The organism is Acinetobacter sp. 809848 (assembly GCF_000581275.1).
In the GTDB taxonomy this organism is placed as follows: Bacteria; Pseudomonadota; Gammaproteobacteria; order Pseudomonadales; family Moraxellaceae; genus Acinetobacter; species Acinetobacter pittii.
In genome coordinates this window covers 1-26,700 of record NZ_JEXG01000029.1, presented here as the reverse complement: position 1 = coordinate 26,700, position 26,700 = coordinate 1, and the positions used below count along the sequence as shown (strand labels likewise).

At 38.5% G+C, this 26,700-nt stretch carries 21 protein-coding genes; 20 read left to right on the top strand and 1 reads right to left on the bottom strand.

The window, feature by feature from the left end; genetic code table 11:
• Window positions 1-154: 154 nt before the first annotated feature.
• The 3 genes from J536_RS18495 (at window position 155) to J536_RS18485 (ending at window position 2,338) form a co-directional block, all read left to right on the top strand.
• Window positions 155-613, top strand: a complete 459-nt coding sequence (locus tag J536_RS18495) for a hypothetical protein (RefSeq protein ID WP_032063571.1) — start codon at window positions 155-157, stop codon at window positions 611-613.
• 313 nt (window positions 614-926) lie between these two features.
• Window positions 927-1,271 (top strand): hypothetical protein, encoded by a 345-nt coding sequence (locus tag J536_RS18490; protein WP_019767862.1) that lies wholly within the window; start codon window positions 927-929, stop codon window positions 1,269-1,271.
• A gap of 122 nt (window positions 1,272-1,393) precedes the next feature.
• Entirely contained in the window at window positions 1,394-2,338 is a 945-nt protein-coding gene (locus tag J536_RS18485; RefSeq protein WP_032063569.1) for a DUF4424 family protein, read from the top strand.
• Between the two features lie 128 nt (window positions 2,339-2,466).
• Here J536_RS18485 and J536_RS18480 read toward each other — a convergent pair whose 3' ends face one another.
• Window positions 2,467-3,069 carry a DoxX family protein gene (locus J536_RS18480; protein ID WP_032038324.1) on the bottom strand — a complete coding sequence of 201 codons (603 nt, stop codon included), beginning with the start codon at window positions 3,067-3,069 and terminating at the stop codon, window positions 2,467-2,469.
• 163 nt (window positions 3,070-3,232) lie between these two features.
• Here J536_RS18480 and J536_RS18475 point away from each other — a divergent pair, with 163 nt between their 5' ends.
• From J536_RS18475 to J536_RS18395, 17 genes are all read left to right on the top strand, one after another.
• The gene (locus J536_RS18475) at window positions 3,233-3,541 is read left to right on the top strand and encodes a hypothetical protein (RefSeq protein ID WP_032056520.1); all 309 of its coding nucleotides are present in this window, start codon (window positions 3,233-3,235) and stop codon (window positions 3,539-3,541) included.
• Window positions 3,542-3,610: 69 nt separating this feature from the next.
• Window positions 3,611-4,474 carry a DUF692 domain-containing protein gene (locus J536_RS18470; protein WP_032056518.1) on the top strand — a complete coding sequence of 288 codons (864 nt, stop codon included), beginning with the start codon at window positions 3,611-3,613 and terminating at the stop codon, window positions 4,472-4,474.
• Window positions 4,425-5,180 (top strand): DNA-binding domain-containing protein, encoded by a 756-nt coding sequence (locus tag J536_RS18465; protein ID WP_032063567.1) that lies wholly within the window; start codon window positions 4,425-4,427, stop codon window positions 5,178-5,180. Before J536_RS18470 ends, J536_RS18465 begins: the two co-directional genes overlap by 50 nt.
• A 2-nt stretch (window positions 5,181-5,182) precedes the next feature.
• Complete coding sequence (locus J536_RS18460) at window positions 5,183-5,803, top strand: RNA polymerase factor sigma-70 (RefSeq protein ID WP_032056514.1); 621 nt, start codon at window positions 5,183-5,185, stop codon at window positions 5,801-5,803.
• Window positions 5,797-5,976, top strand: a complete 180-nt coding sequence (locus tag J536_RS18455) for a zf-HC2 domain-containing protein (protein WP_002163210.1) — start codon at window positions 5,797-5,799, stop codon at window positions 5,974-5,976. Before J536_RS18460 ends, J536_RS18455 begins: the two co-directional genes overlap by 7 nt.
• A 91-nt stretch (window positions 5,977-6,067) precedes the next feature.
• Window positions 6,068-6,979 carry a LysR family transcriptional regulator MumR gene (mumR, locus tag J536_RS18450; protein ID WP_014206319.1) on the top strand — a complete coding sequence of 304 codons (912 nt, stop codon included), beginning with the start codon at window positions 6,068-6,070 and terminating at the stop codon, window positions 6,977-6,979.
• A gap of 298 nt (window positions 6,980-7,277) precedes the next feature.
• Complete coding sequence (locus tag J536_RS18445) at window positions 7,278-8,531, top strand: NRAMP family divalent metal transporter (RefSeq protein ID WP_079377711.1); 1,254 nt, start codon at window positions 7,278-7,280, stop codon at window positions 8,529-8,531.
• A 34-nt stretch (window positions 8,532-8,565) separates the two neighbouring features.
• Complete coding sequence (locus J536_RS18440; RefSeq protein WP_000496072.1) at window positions 8,566-9,330, top strand: LamB/YcsF family protein; 765 nt, start codon at window positions 8,566-8,568, stop codon at window positions 9,328-9,330.
• A 2-nt stretch (window positions 9,331-9,332) separates the two neighbouring features.
• Complete coding sequence (locus tag J536_RS18435; protein WP_080776972.1) at window positions 9,333-10,148, top strand: putative hydro-lyase; 816 nt, start codon at window positions 9,333-9,335, stop codon at window positions 10,146-10,148.
• A 32-nt stretch (window positions 10,149-10,180) separates the two neighbouring features.
• Window positions 10,181-11,764 carry an urea amidolyase family protein gene (locus J536_RS18430; protein WP_032056509.1) on the top strand — a complete coding sequence of 528 codons (1,584 nt, stop codon included), beginning with the start codon at window positions 10,181-10,183 and terminating at the stop codon, window positions 11,762-11,764.
• Window positions 11,764-13,482: an acetyl/propionyl/methylcrotonyl-CoA carboxylase subunit alpha gene (locus tag J536_RS18425; protein ID WP_032056507.1), complete on the top strand. Its 1,719-nt coding sequence runs from the start codon at window positions 11,764-11,766 to the stop codon at window positions 13,480-13,482. Before J536_RS18430 ends, J536_RS18425 begins: the two co-directional genes overlap by 1 nt.
• 303 nt (window positions 13,483-13,785) lie before the next feature.
• Window positions 13,786-15,006, top strand: coding sequence for a chloride channel protein (locus J536_RS18420; RefSeq protein ID WP_032063565.1), 1,221 nt, complete (start codon window positions 13,786-13,788; stop codon window positions 15,004-15,006).
• Between the two features lie 345 nt (window positions 15,007-15,351).
• The gene (locus J536_RS18415) at window positions 15,352-17,091 is read left to right on the top strand and encodes a ShlB/FhaC/HecB family hemolysin secretion/activation protein (RefSeq protein ID WP_032063563.1); all 1,740 of its coding nucleotides are present in this window, start codon (window positions 15,352-15,354) and stop codon (window positions 17,089-17,091) included.
• Between the two features lie 46 nt (window positions 17,092-17,137).
• The gene (locus J536_RS18410) at window positions 17,138-23,200 is read left to right on the top strand and encodes a DUF637 domain-containing protein (protein ID WP_032063561.1); all 6,063 of its coding nucleotides are present in this window, start codon (window positions 17,138-17,140) and stop codon (window positions 23,198-23,200) included.
• A gap of 11 nt (window positions 23,201-23,211) precedes the next feature.
• Window positions 23,212-24,612, top strand: a complete 1,401-nt coding sequence (locus tag J536_RS18405; RefSeq protein ID WP_005070065.1) for a hypothetical protein — start codon at window positions 23,212-23,214, stop codon at window positions 24,610-24,612.
• Window positions 24,613-24,880: 268 nt separating this feature from the next.
• A complete protein-coding gene (locus J536_RS18400) occupies window positions 24,881-25,396 on the top strand; it encodes an SMI1/KNR4 family protein (RefSeq protein ID WP_005070062.1) in 516 nt (171 codons plus the stop codon).
• Between the two features lie 792 nt (window positions 25,397-26,188).
• A partial coding sequence (locus J536_RS18395) for a TetR/AcrR family transcriptional regulator (protein ID WP_032063559.1) occupies window positions 26,189-26,700 on the top strand: 512 nt, incomplete at its 3' end.

Here is a 26,700-nt window from a genome sequence, read left to right as displayed (position 1 = left end):
TTTTCGGTATTTTATTGGTGCGATTTACATAAAACGCCAACTACTTACAAACAAGTCTAATAAGGTTACCTTTAATTACACGCGTTTAAGCATAATCAAATACATAAGACATTCATAGATCAGAACTTTATAACAATAGGACGGAGAGAGGTTAATGCCAAAGTATCTAGCTGTAGCCGAAAAGGTTTATAAAAATATAAAAAAAGATGGCTTATTCACTGATGACATTACTCAGAACCTTAACTGTTTAATTAGTCAGATCCGAAAAGCCATCAAGGGAACTGAGTTTAAGCTCAAGTTCAACTATATAGACTTTGAAGAAAATTTAACGAAACCGTTAAGTGAATGCAAAGTTAAAATTGATTTGAGTGTCATGCCAAAGTTCGCAAATGAAGGTGAATATCTTCTTTGGTTAGCTGGTCTTATTGAGCGAATCACAGAAGGGGGAAAGCCTAAATTGCCACCAATTTCGCACTTTTTACCACCAGGTTTTAAGATGTCGAAAGATTCGTTTCCTGTAACTGTTGCTCCTCCAAAAGAAGAGCATGCAGACATGATTATCAATTATTTTAAATCTGAGGATTTTATGAAAACCAATAAAACTCCTTCATAAAAGAATATAGAAGCGAACGTCCACCTTGCTTCTATATACTGCTGGTTTAAACTCAGCGACCGCCTTCTGGGGCGGTTTTTTTTGTTTAAAAAATTGCTCATAACTTAATTTTTCTTATGTTGAAATTCTAATTTAAAAGAATATTAAATGTGTATAAATGTGCAAATATCTGGCTATTTTTTATAAATAACAATACTTTAATTATATTCTTTGATAAAGAAAAATATACATTTTTCACATAAGCCATGTGCCAAGTAACGCAATTAAACATTTAGCTGTTCATAATCTTTAAAAAAAAGAGAAAGTGAACGATATGAATGAAAATGCAGAGCTTATAAAATACATTGACGTTGCTGAAAACGTCTATGAACGTGTCTATGAAAATAATCAAGTTTCCAATAATTTGATTGTTAACCTTAACCGCATCATGGCGGAAATCAAAAAACAGGCCCAAGAAAAAGATCTGAAGTTAAAATATAAGTCGATTGACTTTGAATATTGCTTGAGTTTGCCTTTGGCAGATAGAGATATAAAAATTGACCTCAGTTTGATGCCTCACTTTGAACATCGTGATGAATGTATTTTATGGTTAACCAATTTTATTGGAAAAATTAGTGTGCCTAAAAAGATGACGAGACAAAAACTAAGTTTTCATTAAAGTTTTTAGATTTAAAGCGATATATGAGTCATTACTAAAAAACTAACCGCATCTGTGCTTAAACAGTTATGCTTTATTCCAGATCGATATTTTATAATTAGAAAATGACAGAGCGCTTTAAAATGAAAACGTTTGTATTAACCTTTGCTGTTTTAGCTTCGTTATCTACCTATGGTCTAGCCAACGACTCTACGGGTTACGTGGGTACGGGGGGGATTCAATATCTCAAAAACTCGCAGATTGCCATGCAAAGCGAAGATCTATTCATCAGTAAAAAACTGATTAAGGTCGACTATCTTTATAAAAACTTAAGTAATAAAGACGTAACGGAAACCATCTTATTTCCGTTACCGCGCATTGATAATTTTTTTGAGTCTGATTTTGCTCACACCGAACAGCTTTTAAAAAGTTTTAAAATTGTGGTGGATGGTAAAAATATAAAACCCGAGATACATGTCAGAACTTTTATTCAAAAAGATGAAAAATCTCCCCTGATTGATGCTACGGATGAGTTTAAACAGTGCGGTTTTAGTGAAAAAGAGATGCTAAATCCGTGGACTCGCACTAACTATGATTATGAATATTATGTAGACAAGCTAAAACAATGTAATAAGCCGCAAATACAGAAAATTTTAGCCAAATTTAAAAAAGATGATGTGATTCCGTGGTCATCTCAAGTGATCTATAGTTGGAAGCAGACCTTTAAAGCAAATGGTTTGACTAAGATTCATCATGAATACAAACCTTTGGTCGGTGGCGCTGTAGCTCTCTATCCAGATGAATATAACCAGCAATTTTGTATGGATAAACAATTTAAGCAGGGCTTAAAAAAAGCCAGTGCAGAAAATTCGCCGTTTAGTGCTTTGGGCTATATTTTGACGACGGGTGCAAATTGGGCAAAACCAATTGAAAGCTTTAAGCTCACCATTGAGCGCGATAAAGACGAACTGGTTTCATTTTGTTGGGATGGGCCAGTTAAAAAAATTAGTCCAACTCAATTTCAAATGACCAAGACTAAGTTTGTACCCAAAAAAGACCTAGATATTATTTTTGTGAGAATTCGATAACTTCATACAGGCTTCTGGTTTGACCAAATTGCCTCAATATTGATTGTGTGTCATGAACCAGACATGGCACACAATAAGAAAAAGATGCCCTATGTTGCTGTCAGTAGGATTCTTGGCGTAATGAGTAATTAGAGCAGCTTCTTTTTAATCCAATAATCTAAACTGAAATAACGACCGCCTCCAAGAACAAGCAGTGCGAGAAGCATGACTAAATACGTAGCGGCAAACTCAATTCCATTATTTAAAATTACAAACGAACCACTAGACGTGAGCCAGTCGTAATTGCCGTAGGTTTGTAATATTTCACGAGCTTTCTCTAACTTTTCTGCTGAGGCCAAGACCTGCATGTTTGCAAAGGGCGCATTCGGATCAGCAATGGCTTGCCATCCGTTCGGTAGATGGACCGTAAATATGGCAACCAACATGGTAATCATGAGTGGAATACTAATTAAGCGAGTAAAAAGGCCAAATGTTAATAGTATTGCACCTGCTAATTCAGCCGTTGTTGCAAGTAATGCCATTAAATATGGAAAGGGAAGTCCTAAACCTCCATCTGAGTTGCCAAACCATTCTACAATGTCATTAAAGTGCATTAATTTATTTGTGCCAGCCATCCAAAATATAGGAACTAAATATAATCGAAGAGCCAGAGCTGCGATGCCGTCCGCATGTTGTAGAGTTTTGCCCAGTTTTTGATAATATTGAGATAAGCCATAAATAAAATTCTTCATGATAATTTCACATCCGATGCGATTGAATATTAATTAGTCGGATAAAAACTGTATTTCTTACATAAAAAAAATTTTATTTACGGTGTAATAAAAAAGGATTTGGTCCGTCTAACTATACGTACAAATGTACAAACCGAGAATTTATCTTTAAAGGAATACTAACATGAACAAGCTCAATTCAATGACTTCAGTGGCGGCATTATTAGCACTTTCAGTTGCTGGCGCTACACAAGTGGCGGTAGCAGCAACCCATACAACAACCGAAGCACATGCAACCAAAGCAGCAGATGGAAAATGCGGTGAAGCAAAATGCGGTGCTAACAAAATGAAAAACCACGAAAAGTCTGCCGAAGCAAAATGTGGTGCAGATAAAAAAGCAGCTGATGGTAAATGTGGAGCAACCAAAAAAGCAGCGGACGGCAAGTGCGGTGCAGATAAAAAAGTCACTGACGGTAAGTGCGGCGCTAAGTAAACGATCTGATCATGGATGATGTCGGCCTTCTGGTAAGTGTCGGCATCGTTTCCAAAAGGAGAAATCACCATGATGGATTTGTCAGGCGTAGGGCTGGGTTTAAGGCGTGATTTTATAGATTCGTTTTTAGATGCAAAAGCATGTCCCGATTTTATCGAAGTTGCTCCTGAAAACTGGCTAGGTTTTGGTGGTCGACATGCGAAATTACTCGCACAGTGTGTTGAAAAAGCCCCATTAATTTGTCACGGCCTGTCATTGTCTATTGGCGGTCCTCATCCACTCAATCTTGAATTTATCGGAAAAATAAAAAGCTTTTTAGAACAATATGATGTCTCTATTTATTCTGAACATTTAAGTTATACAAATGATGGGGGCTATCTATATGATTTGTTGCCAATCCCCATGACCGAAGCGGCTGTTAAATATGTCGCTGAACGTATTTTACGTGTTCAAGATATTTTAGGAAGAAGATTAGTCATAGAGAATGTTTCTACTTATTTAATGCCCAATGCCCAAATGAGTGAAGCGGAATTTATTCGTGAAGTTCTTCAATATGCAGACTGTGATTTGCTTCTGGATGTAAATAATGTCTATGTCAACAGTATTAATCATGGCAGTGATGCATTTGCATTTATTCGGGACATGCCAAAAGAAAGAATCCGTTATTTACATATTGCTGGACATGAAAAAGTTCAGAAAAATTTATTAATTGATACGCATGGCGCAGAAGTTTGTGATCGCGTATGGGAACTATTGAGATATACCTATCAAGTGTGTGGTGTGAAAGCAACTTTACTTGAGCGCGACTTTAATATTCCATCATGGCAAGAGCTAGAAGAGGAGCTAGCCAAAATTAAAATAATTCAACAACAGGAGAGTGGCTATGAAGGAAAATCAAATATCCTTCCAAACCATGCAACAACAGTTTTGTGACTGGATTAGAGATCCTGATTTAGAATTACCTCAAGCTCTTCCTGCCGAACGAATGCATATTTATCGAGATTTACTTTTTAATAATGTCTGTTCATTTATTGATTTAGTTTATCCCGTGGCTCGTGCGATGTTGCCAGAGTTAAAGTGGCAACAATTACTCTCGGAATTTTTTCAAAAAGCCCAGTGTCGCTCACCTTTGTATAATGATATTTCTCTGGAATTTAGAGAATATTTGACAAATCAGCAGCACCCGATATTGCAAGAATATCCGTGGTTGGCTGAGTTGTTGCAGTTTGAATGGCTTGAGTTGTATTTAGACACTGTTGAAATTGAAAAAGTAGTCTTGCAGGAAAACTGTGATTGGCAGTTAACCACGAAGGTATGGGTATTGGTTTATCAATATCCCGTTTATACGTGGACAACTTTAATGACTCCAGAACAAGTCGAGCCTATGCATGGAGTAATTATGGTCTGGCGAGATGAACAAGACAAAGTATGTATTGAACAGCTTTCGCCTTTGTTTGCTATGGTAATTGAACAGTTGACTCAAAATGTAAAGTTAACTGACCAAGATATTCATACACTCATTCAATCTGTACTCACTGATTTGTCTGAACATGATATTTATCTGCAAATTCAAGAACTAAACGCACTTTTAACTCGAATGCGATTGATTCAAACTCCCCATGATTTTAAAGAGGTATAAGGATGACTTCAGCCGTGGCATCAGATCATGAAGAAATAGGGGATCAGCTGCATAATCCAGCCTTTTTACAAGACTTAAGACAGCAAATGATAAAATTTGCTTTTTTACAGCTTTCTTCTCTTCCTCAAGCTGAAGATGTGGTGCAAGAGGCATTAACGAGTGCTTTCCAGCATTTAGATTCATTTAAAGGACGTGCTGCGTTTAAAACATGGGTATTTGCCATTTTAAAAAATAAAATTATTGATGTGATTCGGCAAAAGTCACGCTTGGTCGCAATGACTGAATTATTTAAAGATGAGGAAAGTGAACTGAGTATTGATGCACTGTTTGATGCTTCTGGACATTGGCACAAATATGAAGCGCCTCAAGCGTGGCAAAGCCCTGAAGAGATGATGGAGCAGGCAGATTTCTGGATAATTTTTGAAGCTTGTTTAAATCATTTACCTGCCAAATATGCTCAAGTTTTTATGATGAGAGAGGTGATAGAGCTGAGTTCTAATGAGATTTGTAGCAAGTTGGAATTATCTATCTCAAACTTTAATGTGTTGATGTATCGGAGTCGTACCCGACTACGTGAATGTTTAGAAAATAAATGGTTATTGAAGGAGGATTGTTCATGCTGACATGTCGACAAGCCACTCAACTGTTGTCTGAAAAGCAAGATAGACCATTGTTATTACGTGAGCAAAGTGGTTTACAACTGCATTTATTGGCGTGCCGCTCATGCCGCCGTTATTCAAAACAGATCAAAACAATTAGTCAGCTTTCTAAGGCATTTAAAAGTTTTGATGGCTAATTTTATTTAAAAATTTATTTATTGCTAGCCTAATTACGCTAACAACTCCCATACTATAAAAGTAAAGGAGTTTTTTAAGACAGGATGACACGTGAATTTAAAGAATCTTGAAGCATTTTATTGGGTTGTGACTTTAAAGAGCTTCAATAAGGCCGCGACTAAATTACAAACCACCCAGCCTGCGGTCTCTCAAAAAATCACATCTCTTGAAAATGAATTAGGCTTTAAAGTTTTAGATCGAAGTTATCGGCAGCTTAAACCAACACACAAAGGTTTAACTTTATTTAAGTACGCCGAAAAATTTATGCGACTAGAGACCGATCTGGTGGCTGAACTGACTGAAAATCAGCACCTGACTGGCACCATTCGTTTGGGAGTTTCCGAAACTATTGTTTATACATGGTTGGTTGAATATATCGAAAAGGTTCAGCAAGAGTTCCCCAAAATTTCAGTAGAAATTGTAGTGGACCTTACGCCTAACTTACAAGAAGGTGTTCGGACAGGTGACTTAGACATGGCTTTTTTACTTGGGCCAACTTTAGCTTTTGAGTGTATTGAACAAGCTTTGTGTGACTTTGAACTCAGTTTCTTAGCTTCACCTTCATTTAAAGGTGGAGTTGCTCAAATGTCTTTTAAAACATTAATGTCACATACCATTTTAACTTATCCAAAAATTACCTATCCCTATAAAGAATTGAAAGCACGAATGAAAGAGCAAGGGATTGATGAACCACTTTCAATTACCAGTTATTCATTGGCAACGCTGTTGCGTTTAGCCGAGCAGGGCTTAGGTATTGCGGTGGTGCCGACCTTAACGGCGTTAAAAGAAATTACTGATGGGCGACTAGAAATATTAAATACGCCTATTCAGTTAAAAACCTTTCATTTCACCTCGATTTACATTCAAGGAAATGATGTTGCCTTAAAAGAGAAATTGACCGAAGTCGCGGTTAAAGTATCTGAATGCGCTATGAAAAGACTCAATGAGCAAATAAAAAAATAAGCTGTTTTGTATGTAAAACAATAAAGGCAGCTTATTAACTTCAATAAGTAAAGCTTATCCTGATCTTCTAATAATTAATAAATTATTAAAAATCAAATATTTGAATTTTTAATTTTATGTAAAAAGTCTTATTGTCCGTAGGGATTAGCTATGTTTTTATTTTAGACACAAGATTTGATCACCGATTGTGTTGATTGGGGAGCAGGGAATCTTTGTCATTTTAAAGGATTAAAGAATATCGTTTGGGACAAAAAATGGTGTTCTTGGTTCAACTTGAAAATAGCGTTGTTAAGCTCAAATGGATGAGGAACGCATTAATATGTCTTTACTGAAATCTTCTTTTTTATCTGATCGCCAATGGGCCATTGTGGCCTCGATCTTTATGATGGCGACCTCTGCAATGGGGCCCGGATTTTTAACCCAAACTGCTGTATTTACAGTCAAGTTAGGCGCGGCATTTGGCTTTGCCATTTTAGTTTCCATTCTGATTGATTATGTGGTTCAACAAAACATTTGGCGTGTGGTGACACTTACTCAAATGCGTGCATCAGATATTGCCAATAAAGCATTACCGGGTAGTGGTTATTTACTGGCGTTTCTGGTGATTTTAGGCGGGTTTTTCTTTAGTGTCGGTAACATTGCCGGTGCAGCTTTAGGTTTAAATGCGCTTTTTGGCCTAGACACAAAGTGGGGCGGTATTTTAAGTGGTGCATTAGCCATTTTGATTTTTGCCTCAAGAAAAGCAACGCTTGCCATGGATAAAAGCATGATCGTGTTGGGATTGCTTAAAATCCTCCTGATTATTATCGTTGCTGTCATTGTGATGCCTCCTGTTGGGCAAGCTGTACATCAAACCTTTGCGCCAGATCAGATCGACTTTGCCATTATTACCACCATTGTTGGCGGTACGGTTGGTGGCTATATCTGTTACGCGGGAGCACACCGTTTACTCGATAAAGGCGCTGTTGGCCCTGAAAATATTGATGAAGTTGCTAAAGCTGCGACCAAGGGCATTGTTGTAGTCGGCATCATGCGCTATGTGCTGTTCTTGGCTTTTTTAGGTGTGGTGGTGAGCGGTGCAACGATTGATTTAGCCAGCCATGACGCCAATCCTGCAGCTCAAGCATTCCAATATGCAGCGGGTACATTTGGTTTTAAATTATTCGGCTTAATTTTCTGGGCAGCCGGGATTAGTAGCACCATTGGCGCAGCATATACTTCGGTGTCATTCTTTACTGCATTTAAAAAGAACTTAAAACCAAAACAAACCAACTATACGACCATTACCTTTATTGCATTGGCTTTATTGCTCTATGTGTTATTGGGTGCAACTCCGGCAGGTCTACTTATTTTTGTAGGCGGTTTTAACGGTTTGGTGTTGCCAATTGGCCTTACAATTTTTGTGTATGTTGCCGCGTGCCGTAAAGATTTGATGGGTAATTATAACTATCCAAAATGGTTGCTTATTTTGGGTGGGTTAACATGTCTGTTAACGTGGTGGATGGGCTACATGTCGTTTACGACTGTGTTTAACTATTTGACCAAGCTTTAAGCCAGACTGCGTGAAGTGATAAAGGAATAATGCCATGTTTGTAGATTTAAATAGTGATTTGGGTGAAAGCTTTGGCTCATGGAAAATGGGTAATGATGACCAGATTTTACCTGTCGTGACCAGTGCCAATATTGCTTGTGGCTTCCATGCTGGCGACCCACTCGGCATTTTAAAAACGGTTCGTAAAGCCGTTGAGCTTGGTGTGACCATTGGCGCTCACGTGTCTTATCCAGACCTTGTAGGCTTTGGCCGCCGTAATATGGATTTGTCACGTGACGAATTGATTGCCGATGTGCTTTACCAAATTTCTGCACTCGATGGTTTGGCTAAAGTGGCAGGCTCAAAAGTGCAATACGTTAAACCACATGGCGCGCTTTATAACACCATTGCACATGACCAAGCTCAGGCAGCAGCCGTGATTGATGCCATTAAAATGTATAACCCTGAACTGGTTTTAGTGGCTTTGGCAGGTTCTAACTTAGTCGAACAGGCACGAGCAGCGGGTTTAAAAGTTGTATCAGAAGCATTTGCTGACCGTGCTTATAACAGCGATGGTTCATTGGTTTCCCGCCGTCTAGAAGGTGCGGTTTTACACGACTCGGCATTTGTTGCAAGCCGTGTGGTGTCTATGCTCAAAAATGGTGGAGTTGAGTCAATTGACGGCGTATTTACCCCAATTCAAGCCGACACCATTTGCCTACACGGCGACACTGACGGTGCGCTAGAGATGTCGGCAGCCATTAAAGCTGAGCTTGTAAAAAACAATATTGAAATCCGCCCATTTGTAAATAAAGCATAAGGATGAGCACCATGTATAAGGATATTAAAGTCGACCCAGCTCAGCTTGAAGCCGCATTAGATGCGCGTTTAAAAATCCGTGCTGGCTTTGATAAACCGACAGCAGGCATGGCTGCGGGCATGACGCAGGTCAACATGATTTCGGTGCCAAAAGAGTGGGCGTATGACTTTTTACTCTATGCACACCGTAACCCGCAAAGCTGCCCAGTGCTTGATGTGCTCGAAGAAGGCATCTATGCAACTAAGCTTGCGGCAGACTCAGACATTCGAACCGACTTCCCACGTTATCGCATTTGGAAAGATGGCGAAATGGTCGATGAAGTGACCGATGCAAGAGAGATTTATAATGCTCATCCTGATTTGGTGACTTTCTTAATTGGTTGTAGCTTTTCGTTTGAAACAGCTTTGCAAGAAGCGGGTATTGAAGTTCGCCATATTCATGACGACACCAATGTACCGATGTATCTGAGCAATATAAAGTGCGAACCAGCAGGGCGTATTTCAGGAAATATGGTGGTTTCCATGCGACCAATTCCATCGCATCAAATTAGTGAAGCGGTAAAAATTACAGCACGTATGCCGAGTGTACACGGCGCACCTGTACATATTGGGCACCCTGAAAGCTTAGGAATTTTAGATGTAAATAAGCCAGATTTTGGTGATGCTTCTCGCATTGAAGCGGGTGAAATTCCAGTATTTTGGGCATGTGGGGTAACACCGCAAGCGGCAGTCATGAACTCAAAAATTCCTTTTGCGATTAGTCATGCACCGGGTCACATGTTTATTACCGACATTCCTGACCGTGCTTGGATTGGCTAACTGGACTAAAGAAGAATTAAAAGGATAAGCAAATGCGTTTTTTATCGGTAAACGCCGATTGTTTTCTAATTGAGCTGGCGAGCTTAGAGGAAACTTTGGCGTTGTACAATAAATTGCAAAATACGCAATTGAATGGAATTAAAGACTTAGTCCCTGCTGCAAAAACAATTTTGGTTTTTTTTAACGAGATCGAAACCAACTTTAAAACGCTAGTTGCTTCAATTCAGAGTCTCAAAATTGATTCTGGATTTGTGCGTAGCGGCCAAGAAGTAATTGTGCCGATTTGCTATAACGGCGAAGACCTTGCTCAGGTTGCCGAGCTGCAAGGTTTATCTGTTGCCGATGTGGTTAGAAAACATCACCAAAGTGTGTGGAATGTGGCTTTTATTGGTTTTGCGCCGGGCTTTGCGTATATGAGCAGCCCCGATAAGCCTTTTACCGATATTCCACGCTTAACGGTTCCTCGTAAAAAAATACCGTCAGGTTCTTTGGGCTTGGCTGGAAAATACTCTGGTATTTACCCAAAAGACAGTCCGGGTGGTTGGCAGCTGATCGGGACAACATCAGAAAAAATGTGGGATTTAGAGCGTAAAAATCCAGCACTACTTTTACCGGGTATGACCGTACATTTTGAAGATGTGACGCATAACCCAACGACAGTGACTGTACCGCAGCAAATTACGCCTAAGGTTGAGCCGAAACAATCGGTGCCACTGTTTAAAATCACTGCGCCAAGTTTACAAATGCTCATTCAAGATGAAGGGCGCTTAAACCAGACCAATATTGGTGTTGGTGTAGCGGGTGCAATGGACTTGTCTGCCATGCACAGTGCTAACCGTATTGTCGGGAACCCAACCGACACACCTGTCATTGAAGTTTTAAATGGCGGCCTAAAAGCCAAAATGCAGCATGCGGGTGTTATTGCGGTGGCTGGGGCCATCTCAACCATTCGTGTGAAATTTGCAGATGGGCAAACTATAGACTTTGTAAGCTATCAACCGATTGATTTGGATGAAGGCGATGAATTCCAAATTCAGCCACCAACAGCAGGTTTAAGAAATTATTTGGCAGTTCGTGGTGGTATAGACGTTGAACCAGTACTCAATAGTGCCTCGTTTGACAGCTTGGCAGTGTTAGGTCCAGAACCTTTAAAGCTTGGAGATACCATTTACCAAGGGCAGGTAAAGGCAACCAACATTAGCGTAAATGAAGTAGGTAAAACCGACTTACCAAAAACTGGCGAAGTCGTTGAGCTAGATATTGTGATGGGGCCACGTACAGACTGGTTTGAACAAGACAGTATTGAAATGCTCTGTCAGCAAGAATGGCTCGTGACCAATGAAAGCAACCGAGTCGGGCTAAGACTTTCAGGTGCACAGCCTCTAACTCGCAAAATTACCTACGAGTTGGAAAGTGAAGGCACATGTATTGGTGCTTTGCAGATTCCACCGAGTGGTCAGCCTGTTTTGTTTATGAATGATCATCCTTTAACGGGCGGATATCCGGTCATTGGTTCTGTTGCTAAACACCATTGGGATTTGGTGGCACAGATTCCAGCAGGTTGCCGCATCAAATTTAAAAAAATTGCCGAATTTACAGATTTTGAGAATGAATGATGAATACAGAAAAATTATTGATTGCTAACCGTGGTGAAATTGCCGTTCGTATTATCCATGCTTGCCGTGATATGGGAATTTCATCAGTCGCGTTATATGCAGATGATGATATTGGCAGCATGCATGTCGAACTTGCAGATGAAGCATGGGGCTTGACTGGTGCGACTGCCAGCGAGACTTACCTAAATATTCCTGCGATTATTGAAGTTGCAAAGAAATCAAAAGCGACTATGGTGCATCCGGGTTACGGCTTTTTATCTGAGCGTGCTGAGTTTGCTCAAGCTGTGATTGATGCAGGTTTAAAATGGGTCGGGCCATCACCAAGTGCCATTGAAAAACTAGGCGATAAAATCGAAGCACGTAAAATTGCAGCTTCGGTTGGTGCGCCGTTGGTTCAGGGTACGCAAGATCCACTCAATAATGCAGATGAAGCTTTAGAGTTTGCCAAACAATATGGTTTACCAATTGCCATTAAAGCTGCATTTGGTGGCGGTGGCCGCGGCTTAAAAGTCGCGTGGAAACTCGAAGAAGTCAAAGAGCTTTATGAGTCGGCAGTACGTGAAGCAAAAGCTGCCTTTGGCCGTGGTGAATGTTTTGTCGAGCAATATTTAGATAAACCGCGTCATGTAGAAGCGCAGGTGATAGCAGACCAACATAACAATATTGTGGTACTTGGTACACGTGATTGCTCGTTGCAACGCCGTAACCAAAAGTTAGTCGAAGAAGCGCCCGCGCCATTTATTAGCGATGAGATTTACCAACAAATTTTAACCTCGGCAAAAAATATTTGTCAGGCTGCAAACTATGTGGGTGCAGGTACAGTTGAATATTTACTCAGTTGTGACGGCAAGCTTTCATTCTTAGAAGTAAACACACGCTTGCAAGTTGAGCATCCTGTTACCGAAGAAACGTCGAAAGTCGATTTGGTGGTGGAACAAATTCGTGTTGCACAAGGTGAAGCGCTTTCTATTAAAGAAACTCCAAAAGCACAAGGCCATGCCATTGAGTTTCGTATTAATGCCGAAGACCCAGCGCGTGGTTTTATTCCGGCCTTTGGTGTATTGAGTTTATTTGAAGCGCCGTTTGGTAACGGTGTACGAGTCGACACAGGTGTTCGAACTGAGTCATTGGTGTCGAGTCACTTTGATTCACTTATGGCAAAGCTAATTGTGACTGGTCCAACCCGCGAAGTTGCAATTGCTCGCGCTAAACGTGCTTTAAAACAATTTAAAATTGAAGGCGTAGCTTCGGTTTTAGATTTTCACCGCGCGGTACTTAATGAACCTGACTTTACAGATGAATTTAATGTACACACGCGCTGGATTGAAAATGACTTTAAACAAGAATTAAAGCCAACTAAACGTGGCATTCCAAACCATCAACAATCGATGTTACTGAGCTACATTGAAATTGATGGTAAGTTACACCGTTTAGGTTTACCTGCGGGGATGTTTGCACAAGGTCCAGCAACCGCAGCTCCAGCCCAAACAACCGAGCCAGAAGTGAGTGCCGAGCATTTACTTGCCCCAATTAATGGTGTGATTAGCACTTGGAAAGTCGAAAATGGTGAGCAAGTCACCGAAGGCCAAGTGGTTGCGATTATGGAGGCCATGAAAATGGAAGTGCAGGTACTGGCACACCGCAGTGGTGTTATTCAGATTGGCGCAGAGAAGGGCGCGACCTGTCATGCAGAAACTGTGATTGCGAGTATTAATTAAGTTTTGAATAAATGATTTGGCTCACTTAAGCATCAGTTTAACTGGGTCAAATCGAATGCTTATTTATTCACTTAGTTCGTTATTTTTCGCAGTACTCGTTAACCATTTTCAGCTTGAAAATTAGCACTAATTATGAGATATTCCTCACAGTTTAGTGATATGAAAATTAATCACTGTATTGAAAGCTCGCTTATGCGGGCTTTAATTTTTAGCCCAGTTTAAGCATTTCTCACTTAATGAGCTGGCAGCATAAAAACAATTTGAGAATTTGGCACTCACTCAAAGGCGAATTGAAGAAAGCGAATGAAAATTCTACCTTCATCTGAATATGATCAAATTCTAAAATACAGTGTCTATTGGCTCGTCATCTCGATCGTGATTGGAGTCGTAGCGGGGTTGGCATCGACTTTAATTTTTGTCGCTTTTGATATTTCGAATAAAGTTCGAAGTCTGCATCACTGGCTCATCTACTTTTTACCTTTTGTAGGTTTTGGTATTGGTTATCTCATTAAAAAATATGGATCACCGATTGAGCGGGGAACTCATTTACTGATTGATGAAATTCACCAGCCTAAGTCGTTTATTCCAAAACGAATGAGCCCCATCATTTTTATTACTTCAATTTTAACGCAGTTATTCGGTGGTTCGGCAGGGCGTGAGGCCCCAGCGGTTCAGCTTTCAGGTGCCTTAATTGACCACTTAAGCCATATATTAAAAGTCTCGGAAGATAACCGAAAAATCTGTTTAATCGCCAGTATTGGTGCAGGCTTTGCAGGGGTGTTTGGCTTGCCTCTAGCGGGTGCAATCTATGGTTTAGAAATTACTGCTTTAGGTAATTTAAGATATTCAGCTATTTTTCCATGTTTTGTGTCGGCTCTGATTGCATCGGCCATTCCTGAGCTATTTGATATTGTTCATCCGCATATTTTTTATGTGATTAGTGAGTTTCCCGCCATTCATTTTGGCACGCTCATGAACTTAATTGTGGCAGGTCTGATCTTTGGCCTAGTCGCACGTTTCTTTATTGCGGCCATCCATTTTGCGAGTGACGTCTTTTATAAATACGTTCGGTATTTGCCTTTAAGAACCATGGTGGGTGGTATTGTCATTATGCTACTTACGTTGTTCACTGCGCATCAGCAATACAACGGTTTGGGTACAGATAAAATCATTTCATCTTTTTATGTACCGATTGAGTTTTACGACTTTTTTAACAAGACTATTTTTACAGCCATCACTTTAGGTTCAGGCTTTAAAGGTGGTGAAATTACGCCATTGTTTTATGTAGGTGCGACATTAGGGAATGCTTTAGGGGCGATTTTAGACCTACCAATTTCATTGCTTGCAGGCTTAGGTTTGGTAAGTCTGTTTTCTGGAGCAAGTAAGGCACCGTTAACATCTATTATTTTAGCTGTTGAGCTATTTGGAATGAATGTTGCGACTTATGCGATTATTACTTGTTTGTTGGCGGCGTTATTTTCTGGGAATTGTGGGTTGTATCGCCGTAAAAAGTTGATGGATTGATTAAGCATTTCTAAGGAGTTGAGTGGTTTTAGAGTGCTTAACTCCTATTAAATCTTCTTTTTTTTAATAATAAAAATTGGCCTAGTAAATGAAAATAATTCTAAAAATATGAAAAGAATTGAATTTATAGCTTTATAAAAGAAGATGGAAATTAATTTTAATGAACAACTATTGTTTCCTAAATATTTAAACTATAGGTATACATTAATAAAAATTAAAAATATTTAAAAAATTTCCAAAATGTTTCAATTATGAATTTTTTATGACATTTATTGTTGATTGTGAATGATTCATGTAGTTTTTGTTTGATTTTTTATCCATTTGGTAAATTAAAAATAACATTTTATGCAAAACAAAATTTTTTTTACTCACGCTTTTTTTCTTTTGTATGGGGTAGCTACACATGCATACGCCATCGATGATATTTCTTTACCAGATCGTATACGTCAGGAACAACGTTTAAAAGAGCTTAATCAACAATTAGAAGAGCAAATCACTCAGCTTGCACCTAAACCTGTCACTACCCAATTGCAGGATTTTAAAACTATAGTCGTTTCGGAAGAGCCATGCGTTAAGGTCAAGAATATTGATTTTGATAGAAAGACGTTACAGGACCCTGAACACTATAAATTTCACTTTATGCTTCGGGCAATCTGGAATCATCCGCAGAAGATTATTGGCAAGTGTATCGGTACGCAAAGCTTACGTAACCTCGTTAATTTCGCCCAAAATGAATTGATTAAGAAGGGTTTTATTACCAGTCAGGTTACTGTTGATCCTCAAGATATTCAGCAAGGTTCTTTGCGACTTGGTGTGCAGATTGGGCGTTTACGTAAGATCATCGTTGAAGGTGAGCAACTCTCTTTATTACAACTTAAAGCATCTTTACCATTTAAAGAAGGCGATGTCCTTAATCTACAACAACTTGATCAGGGTCTCGAAAACTTAAAACGAGCTTATACGGTAGATATACAAATTGTGCCGTCAAATGAGTCTGTTCAGGAAGCTAAAGGGTATAGTGATCTGATTATTAAGTTACAGCCACAATCAAAAATCAATTTAAATTTTGGTCTGGATAATTCAGGAAGTAAAGATACAGGTCGTTATATAGGTAGTCTTGGACTCAATATTAATAATCCATTCTATTTAAGTGATTATTTTTCTTTTAATTTTAGTCATTCATTAGATAACTTAAATCGAGACTTAAATAAAAACTACTTTGTAAGTTATCAGCTTCCGTTAGGAAATTATGATTTCAGTACTAGCTATAGCCGTTATCAATACGAGCAAAATGTATTGGGTGCAAATGGTGTACTACGTTATCACGGCTTAAGTCAGCAGGGTAATTTGAATGTATCTCGTGTACTTAGCCGAAGTGGACAGCATAAAACTAGCCTCTATGGCAAGCTCTACCATAAGCAAAATTCAAACTTTATTGATGATATTGAAATCGAAGTACAACGTAGAAAAACTTCAGGCTGGAATGCAGGGATACAACATCGCCAATATCTGGGTGATGCTGTATTAGATGCGGGTTTGGATTATCGGCATGGCACAGGCGCATTTGATGCGTTGTTAGCACCAGAAGAACAAATTAAGGACATTGATAAAAATCCATTACCATCAGAAGGGTATTCCCGTGCACCAATATGGAGTGCCGATTTACGTTTTCAAATGCCATTTTTGCTTTTAGATACGCCTGCTCAATACCGTTTGAACTGGCGTGGACAATATGCTCCACGAGTTTTAGTACCTAATGATCGTTTTTATATCGGTGGTCGTTATAGCGTTCGAGGTTTTGATGGTGAACTGATGCTATCAGGCGATAACGGACAGTATTTACAACAGGAAATCAGCGTAAATACAAAAATTCCAAATACACAAATGTATGTTGCCGTAGATCAGGGCTGGGTTAACGGTAAGAACAGTATTGCTGGGCAGCGCCATCTAATGGGGAGTGTCGTAGGTCTACGAAGTTATCTGAACCATTTTTATATTGATGCCTTTACAGGGCGAGGCCTAATCGCTCCGCAGAGTATAAAAAAAGACTGGATATTTGGATTTAGCCTAAATGCTTTTTATTAAGTTTCCTTAAGAAACAAAATTAATTTTAATTAGAGAAAACTGACTTATGAATAAAAATCTTTATCGAATTGTTTTTAACAAAGCTCGTAACATGTTTATGGCTGTTGCGGAGAATGTTAGAAGCCAGAGCAAGGCGGCAGGACAATCTACCTCCTCAGAAATAGAGCGTTCGGGACAATCATCAGGACAAGAAAAATCATTTCATCAACTGTGGCATGTCAAGGCATTAGTAGCAAGTATTAGCTTATTAGTACCATTTGCTCCTGTCTATGCTGCTATTGTCGCAGATAGTGCAGCAAATGCTGCTAATAGAGCAGTCATTGGTGCTGGTAAGAACTCAGCAGGTACAACAGTTCCAGTGGTTAACATTCAGACTCCCAAAAATGGTATTTCCCACAATATCTATAAACAGTTTGATGTATTGGCTGAAGGTGCTGTTTTAAATAACAGTCGAACAGGAGCAACCACCAAAACAGTAGGGGCCGTAGGGGCAAACCCATTTTTAGCGACTGGTGAAGCGCGAGTTATTTTAAATGAGGTAAATTCAACAGCTGCTTCAAGATTTGAAGGTAACTTAGAAGTCGCAGGGCAAATGGCAGATGTGATTATTGCCAACCCGTCTGGTATTAACATTAAAGGCGGTGGCTTTATTAATGCCAATAAGGCAATTTTTACTACGGGTAAACCTCAATTAAATGCCGATGGTAGTATTAAACAGTTCACAGTTGATCAAGGGAGAATTACGGTTTCAGCAAATCCTAACTCTAAGTTTGGATTAGGGGGAAATAATAACGATGTAAATTATGTAGACCTTTATGCTCGTGCATTAGAACTTAGTGCAGAACTCCGAGCCAAAAATGATATTCAGGTGATTGCAGGGGCGAATACTATCGGTGCAGATTTACAGAATGTTATGGCTAAAACAGGAATAGGGACTGCACCGACATTAGCTGTGGACGTGAAAGCACTGGGCGGGATGTATGCCAATAACATCTATTTGATGGGGACAGAAAAGGGCTTGGGCGTTACCAATGCAGGGACTCTTCAGGCAGTCAACAATCTGGTAATTACCAGTGCAGGGAAAATTGAGCATAATGGTACAATCAGTTCAACCAGTAAAACCCAAGGTTTAGTGAACATACAGACAACGGGCACTGGTGCAGTTGCAGATATCAACTCATCAGGGAGTATTAATAGTAATAGCATGCTCAATATTGATTCAGGTAATAACCTGAATGTAAATGCCAAAGAAATTATTATTAATAATGGTAGCTTGGCTTCTTCTCCTTTAATGATCAATACTAAAGGTAATTTAAATTTAGCAGCGAATAGCCGAATTTTTAATGATGCACAGAGTGGGGATGTATATGTTGATGCAGCGAACATCAATCTGGCAACTAACGCAGGCATCACCAGTAATCGTGGTTCTGCTTATATTCAGTCACAAAAAGATGTGGTTGCAGCACAAGGTGCAAAATTAATAGCAGCACAAAATTTGAATGTATCTGGAAAAGGTAAGCTCTCACTGAACGAAAATCAGATACAGGCATCCTTGGGTTCAATAAACCTACAAGCAGATTCTTCAAATACAGATGGTTTAATTGATATCCGAGGTGGGACTATTTATGGGGGTAAAGATTTAAACTTATATAGTTCAGGAGATGTAAATTTACAGAATCTTGGATTTGCACTTGAAAATTCTGCAACACGAGTCAAGAATATTAATGCTCATAGTGGACGAAATTTGGTCTGGAACAATGCAACAAAAGTTCTACCCCAGATTACAGGGAAAGTTGCATTGGATGCCGAGAATAATTTAAGTATTTCAGCTCAAGGGGTCTCTAGCAAAGATAGTATCCAATTGCAAGCAGGTCAATTAACATTAAATACTAATCTCACCTCTCAAAAAGATATTAATCTGATCGCAGAAACAACTGATTTATTTCTAAATAATGTATTAAATGCTCAGAATGATATCAACATTTCAGCTTTAACTGGTGGGATTACTGTCAATAGCCTCAAAGCCAATTCCAATGCAGGCAAAACTTCGATTCTTGCGAATAAAAATCTAGTTTTAAATTCACTGCAAGAAATAGAACCAGCTCCTTGGGCAGATCAAGACGGCGCAACAACTGATATGACCTTCATCAATGGTAATAAAGGGGTTATATTAGGGTCAATTGGAGATGGGAATGTACAATTAAAATCTACCCGTATCACTGCTGAACAGGGAGATATTCAACTGATTGCAGGTAATGGTATTTCTTTACAAGCGAATACCGATGTGACAATTAGAGGTGATCATGGATATGATGATATTAGAAAGAATATTTTACAGGGACAATCTTTACAGATTCAGAATAAGAAAGCAGATGTCGTCATTGATAACACCACTTTAACAACCTCTGTTGGTGGTTTATCTATTAATAGCGAGGGAAAAACGACATTATCAAATAGCGAATTAAATTCTAAAGGGAATACTGAGCTTTCTGCCAAAGATCATTTGACTTTACAAAATATAGAAGCGAATGCTGATAAACACATGGCGGTGAGTAGTAAAAAGAACATTTACTTCAATAGTAAGTATGGTTCAACAGCAACTCCAGTTGTTTGGGATTCTTCGAGTTCTGTTAACTTAAAAGCGAATGGTATTTTATCTATGGTGGGTATGGATCATATCGCCAATCGGACAACTTATACTGGCGGAGCGATTTCACTAGAAGCTAATAACTTAATCAGTCCTTCTGCTGGTACCTTAACTTTTAATGCAATGGATAGTTCTGTTCTCACAAATGATCCTGCCCTAAAAAATTTAGAGGGTGATCTTACAATTCAGACAAATGGGGCTTTAACATTGGATCCCAAAATCCATAAGCTCGGTGCTGCAGGAGATTATGAACTTATTTCAAAAAATGGAAAGTTAACTTTATTAGGTTATGGTGGAGCCAATGGTCATTTCTCCGAAACAGTATTCAGATTAACCAACAATATGGGGGGGAGTCACCTAGAAGGAAATAAAGGGGTTGAAATTCAGGGTACTGTAATAAGAAACATGAAAGACCTCAAAATTGTAGCACCTGATGGAGACATCAAAATTGAAGGGGTAAAAAATACTTTTAATAATTCTACGTATTCAAAACATTCTGATTATTTGTCCAAACAGAGGTTGTATTACGAAAATAAAATACAAGAAATTAATAGATTAGGTGTATTGAATGCGGCCCAAAAGAAACTTGTTGCACAATACACAGAAGAAATTAATGATATTACAAAACAGATTAACTTCTTAAGTCTAGGAACCAACGGAGCTGAACACGCAGGGAGTCTTTTAAGGTCTGAAACAGGGAAAGTTAATATTGTCTCTGGAAAAGGCATTATGATTACGGGGGCGGATATTCTGGCTATTGATGGTCAAGTCAATATTGAAGCTCAAGGTATTGGAGAGAAAATCTATACCTCGACGGCATTAGATAAGAATAGCCAACCCATGAGCATGAATGCGGGTGTTATTCTTGCAGCCCATAATGATTTTTATGATCGTGGCAATGAAACGGATCAAAACTATCAGGCGATCTCATTACTTACACCGACCCTTGTGGAAGGGAAGCGTGGAGTCAATATAAAAACTACAGGAGCACAGGAAGGAAGCAATCTGATTCTTCAAGCAGTAGGTATTAGCTCTTCTGAGGGGGATGTTAAGATTGAATCGAATAAAAATATACTATTTGATGTGGCGCTTGAGCAAAGTTATGATCGGTCAACATCAATTGAAAAGAAGAAGTCATGGGGTGGTTTAAAAAAGAAAACGATTACGACCTTTTCTGAGAATGAATCAACACGACCTGCTTCAGTCGATATTAGTGGCAAGAATATCTATATCGAGAGTAAAGAATTAAATAAAAATCATAAGATCGATATCTATTCAGGACAGTTTATAGCAGAAGGTGGAGATTTATTTATCCGTTCAGGTGGGGATTTATACTTTAATACAGTGAACGAAATTTCCAAGAATCAGTTGGAGGTTAATAAGAAGTCTTCAATATTAGGGATTAAATATAATACTTCAAAAACCAACAGTAGTTATCAGGTGGTTACCCAAATTCCTTCCACATTAACTGCATCATATATTGGGACCAAGTCAGGATTTGATACCCATTTAGCCGGTACAGAGTTTAATTATCTGAAAGAAGCGACAATTGAATCCGGTGGTAAAATATTTTTAGAGCCAAGTGTCACCAGTATTAATAACACTATTAAAAAGGAAAAGAATTCGGTTGTTTGGCAATCGATGCAAGATAAAGGCTCCATTACAGAAACAGCCAAACTTCCAAGTTTTAATGGACCAACTCCACCTATATTTAAAGCAGCGGGTGGATTGAGTGTACAAGTTCCAATTAGCGAAAAAGATGCCAATAAAAAAGTGCTTCGGGATGAAATATTAAAGTTGGCGAATCAGCCTGGAAATACTTATCTTAAAGATTTAGTCAATCGTAATGATGTAGATTGGCAGCAGGTTCTCCTTACCCAAAAGGATTGGGATTATAAATCACAAGGTTTAACTGGAGCCGGAGCGGCCTTAATTGTCATCATAGTCACTATTGCGACAATGGGTACTGGTACAGCAGCGGCGGCTGGAGCTGCGGGTGGAACAGCTGCAAGTGGTACAACAGTGGGGCTTGGCGCGAGCATGCTGGGTACGGCTGGTGTGACTACAACAGCGGCAGGCGCAATTGTTCCGTCAACATTAGGGGTAATGGCAAATGCAGCAGTCACGAGTCTGGCTGCTCAGGCAAGTGTTGGCCTGATTAATAATGGTGGGGATATTGGTAAAACCCTAAAAGAGATGGGAAGTAAAGATTCCATTAAAAATTTGGCTGCATCTGTGGTAACAGCTGGTTTATTGAGTCAAGTTGGTACTGCCCTAAATTTAAAGCCTGACAGTACTCTCCTATCAGATCGTTTAGTAAATAATTTTACCACTTCTGTAGGATCCACCTTAGTACAAACTGCCATTAATGGTGGGAATCTTGGCGATAATTTACAAGTTGCATTACTAGCAGGTCTAGCAGGGGCCTTACAAGGAGAGTTGGCTAGTCAGATTGGAACGAGTTTAGATAAAGTCGATCCGAATATATTTGAATATACAATTCATAAAATTGCTCATGCCGCTGTTGGATGTGCTGCTGCTGCTGCAACGAAGTCTAGTTGTGAGGCAGGTGCGATTGGTGCCGGTGTAGGTGAAATAGTTGCAGGGTTAATGCCAGAACCAGCCAATGGTATTGAATATACTGATGCAGAAAAACTAAAAATCCGGAATATAGGTAAATTAGTTTCTGGAACGGTTGCAGCATATACTGGTTATGATGTAAACACTGCTGCGAACAGTGCTGATACTGCGATTCAGAATAACTCCTTAGTTAGATTAGCAACTACCACAGGTAAGCTATTAGTAAAAGCAGCTGAAATTTATGGTGATATTAAGAAAGCAAATAAGGGTATAGTCGATTCAAAGGTTTTTGTACAAAAACTTAAAGATCAAGGCGTAAGTGAGCTTGTTGGAATAGCTGATGATTTGGTAACTGTTTTTGGTCCTGCCAGTACTCCTTTTGATAGAGCTTTAGCAGCTTTTGACCTTATTATTGGAACAGATTTAAAACCGGGGAAGGCTGAATCATTAAAGCTTGCTCAAGCTGAATTGGATAAATTAAAAGTAGATCAAGCTTATACTTTAAAAGTTTTACAAGTAAAAAAAGACGTAGTTACCAGAAACCGATTAAACGGTAAAGAATTTGAAATGAGTGCTGCAAGTAAATTGGGGGTAAAGCGAAATACCGATCGACAAATGATTACCATAAAAACTGAGAGAGATGGACAGATTAATATTATTCCAGATGCATTCGGTAATGGTGGGACATTAGTTGAGTTCAAGAATGTCCAATATCTTACAGATACCCAGCAACTCAGGGGGTATGGGGCAACAGGAAAACCAGTTACTTTAGTAGTAAATATGAATACAAAGATATCTGAAACAGTGAAGAATAGTATTTTATCTAATAAGGGGACAATTCAAAGATTTGATCCTATCAAAAATACTCTCCACTCATATTAGGAAATTATCAAATGAAGTTTAAGCGTCCTATTTATAGCAAAATTTTTACTCCAAATATGTTGAGAGATCCCCAAGAATTTTTTAAACGGATACACCACTACTGTAATTCCTTTCCAGAAATGCTTCCAGAAAAGTATGGTTTTTGGGAACCATTAAAAATCCCATTTTCACCTGATATAATAGAAAAACTGATTCCTAATGACAGAGGGGGAGCTGCTGATCGATTATTGTGCCAACGTTTAAAAAAGCCCCGTTATCAAGGAAGTTTTTGGCCTTCACTGCATGGAGAGACGCATAGTGAGGAATATCTTACCTCAGAGTTTACTCAAATTGATCAGCATAAATTGATAAATTATCTGAAAACTACTACCTTACAATTTAATGCGGACTTAGCAATTATTGATGCAAATCGGCATTCGGAACCACAGTTAGGAATTAAAGAAGGATGGCGTGGGGTAACACCTTTTTCCTATGAACTAAAACATTGGTTACCAGATATGTATTGGGGAACGGTATTTGGTAAACCTTATGTCGATTTATTTGGCTTAGAGTGTTTATTGTCTACCCCCGCGTATAAAGTAGAAAAGTTATCAGATGATGCTGTTTACATTCAATTAACTGAGCAAGTACAAGATATATTTGAAAAAACAGAACATGTGGATGAACAGCGTGAAATAGTTAAACATCATTTGGGTACTGATGCCTTTTGGTCACCAGAAAAGGCTTATGTAATAAACACGGATTATAGAGTTTTAAAAGGCTTATCTGAACATAATGTAATTAATATTCCTTTGCAGACTAATTATACTGATGTCTTCCGTGTGCCTCATTTTAATTTAATATCAGATGCTTATATGCAAGCAGAAGTGCCGCCGGAAAATATTTATACATATTTGAAGGGAATAAAGGAATTTGGTACCGATCAATGGATTGTTCAATTGTCTCAAGCATGGTTATTACGCATGTTTGATCCTATAGCGCTTGGTTATGGTGTTGAGGATGTTTATAGTCATGGTGAGGTAAGTGAAATAGAGTTTTTTTATAAACCCGATGGATATGACTCTCCTATAGAAAAGGAACTATTTATTGGAGCGTGGGATCGACCAGAGCAAGAAACAATGAGCCGTCAGAAGTATGCTGAATCCATACTTCAAGTATTAGCTAGTAATTACCCATTAGCGCAATCAGAATGGTCAAATGTAGAAAGTAAAGTTGATCATTTTGAGGGGCATTCAGAAGTTTATTTAGACCAAATCGATCCACAAGAGTTTAATTTGTTTCGTATAGCAATTAAAGTAATTGTATTTGAGCGGTTTTTTGTTAAAGTCACTTTCATGGATTATTGGTGTAATGACTTGAGTGAATCTCAAGAAATTTCTAACCCAATTTTTAACTTGTTTAAAGCTAAGTAATATTTATATAAAAAGACTTTTATTGATAAAAATAAGGGGATGAAGCCCCTTATTTTTATTCTGTACAAGAAATATATAGCAGCGAATATAGCTGTTGAATGTTCTGTCATCCACTATGGATGACAGAACATCTGCTTTAATTGAATTATCAATACGTGTGGATTTAAAGGCAGCTAAAAATGTTGATGCCTTAAAAAGCGATCAAAAAATTCTTGTGAAGAATTTAGGGACACCCTTAACAAGAATTTAATTCTTTTTGGAGAAAAATGTGAATGAAGCATTAAGAAAAATAGAGATTCTTTGGAGTAAAGAACTAAAGCACGCTGTTCATAGAGGAGAAAAAACTTTTTTTCAGTTTCGTTGTATTTTGAATAATGGTATTTCACCAGATAGATTTGATGATATCGATTTGCAATTACCCACAGAGTTTAAGGAGTTCCTCTTAGTTAGTAATGGGGCTGATTTATTCAAGGATGAGGAATATGGGCAATGGGGAGCGAGAATATTTAGTATTGATGAGTTACAGTCATCTAATAAATATTATAGAGAGTTAAGGCCTAAAGACTTCACTAAGGGGGATTTGATAATTGGTGAGTTTTATGGTGATTCAGATTTGTTATTGTTAAGGTGTGATCCTGAAAGTAAGGATTATGGCGTTGTACTTATCGCTTTACCTTTTGATAATCGCTCAGATTGGTATTGTTCAGTCAACTTTGAATATTTTATAACTGACTATGTTAATTTTGAGGGCGATAAATTCTGGGAGATGCGAACAAAAAAATAATTTTATTGAAGCTCTAACAAGGGCTAGTTTTTTTAGCATATCCCATTTTATTTATTATTCTAATTATGTTGCAAAGATTAATGCTTAAAATTAAATATATAAGTCATCTCTAGAGCTAATCTATAGTTTTGCTATGTAGTTACTAAATTAATAAAGCAAGAAAGGTATATCCTTATTTTTCTATGAATATATAAGCCCATTTCCGATGGCTAATTTCTTTCTTTTTAAGGATCTATTTTAAAACAAATGTCATTTCCCACGCTTGACGACAACAAAAGCGGATACTATCCTTTGCGGGCTGGCCTACATTGCCAGTCGGTTTTAGCAGACCGTTTTCATCTAGAACATCAAAAAAGTAATTTTTTGGTGGTGAACTCGTTCGTCCCCCTTCGTAGCGGTAGGACGGAGGAGGGACGCCTTCGGGCGTGCCAGTTCCTAGATGACTGGTCTGCTAACCCTTCTTCGTTCTGCCACCATAATCATTTAGCAGTGATCTGGTAGAACTTCTATTTCATCTAGGAGTCCGCTATGCGTACTAATTCTTCTCAATTTTTGGCCTTTGCCAAACTCTCTCTAGCCATACCGCTTAAGCAGTCTATAAATCGGTTTAACCGACCCTAGGTTTTTATGCCTAAACATCGTTACGACTAAAACATAGCAACAATAAAACCGAGGTAGGCGAGCACACCATTATTGTGCGGCTTTTACATGCCTGTTTTTAGCACTCAATTTAAGAGTAACGGCATTTCTATCTCTTTTATATACAACAAAAAATTATTTTAAGCGGTATATATGAACAATTTAGAATCTTCATTTAGAGCACTACGAGTGCTGCACACAGCAAAAGATTTATTTAATCAAGATGGATTTAACAAGGTCGGGGTTGACCGAATTATTGCTGAAGCCAAAATCCCCAAAGCGACTTTCTATAACATCTTTCATTCAAAAGCACGACTGATCGAGATGTGTTTAACCTTTCAAACGGATGCGCTCAAAGTAAAAGTCCTTTCAATTATCAATTCATACAGCGAATTTATGGTGTTCGATAAACTCAAGCAAATTTACTTTTTACATGCCAATTTAGAAGGATTTTACCGTTTACCATTTAAAGCAATTTTTGAAATTGAAAAGTGTTATGCAACGGCTTATCGAGTGGTTGTTGATTATAGAAACTGGTTTATAAATGAGCTTTATAAGCTGCTTCTTACTGTCAAAACTACCGCTTCAATAAAAGATGCCCACATGTTTCTATTTGCAATTGATGGAGCAATGGTTCAGCTGTTAAGTGCCAATAGCGTAGATGA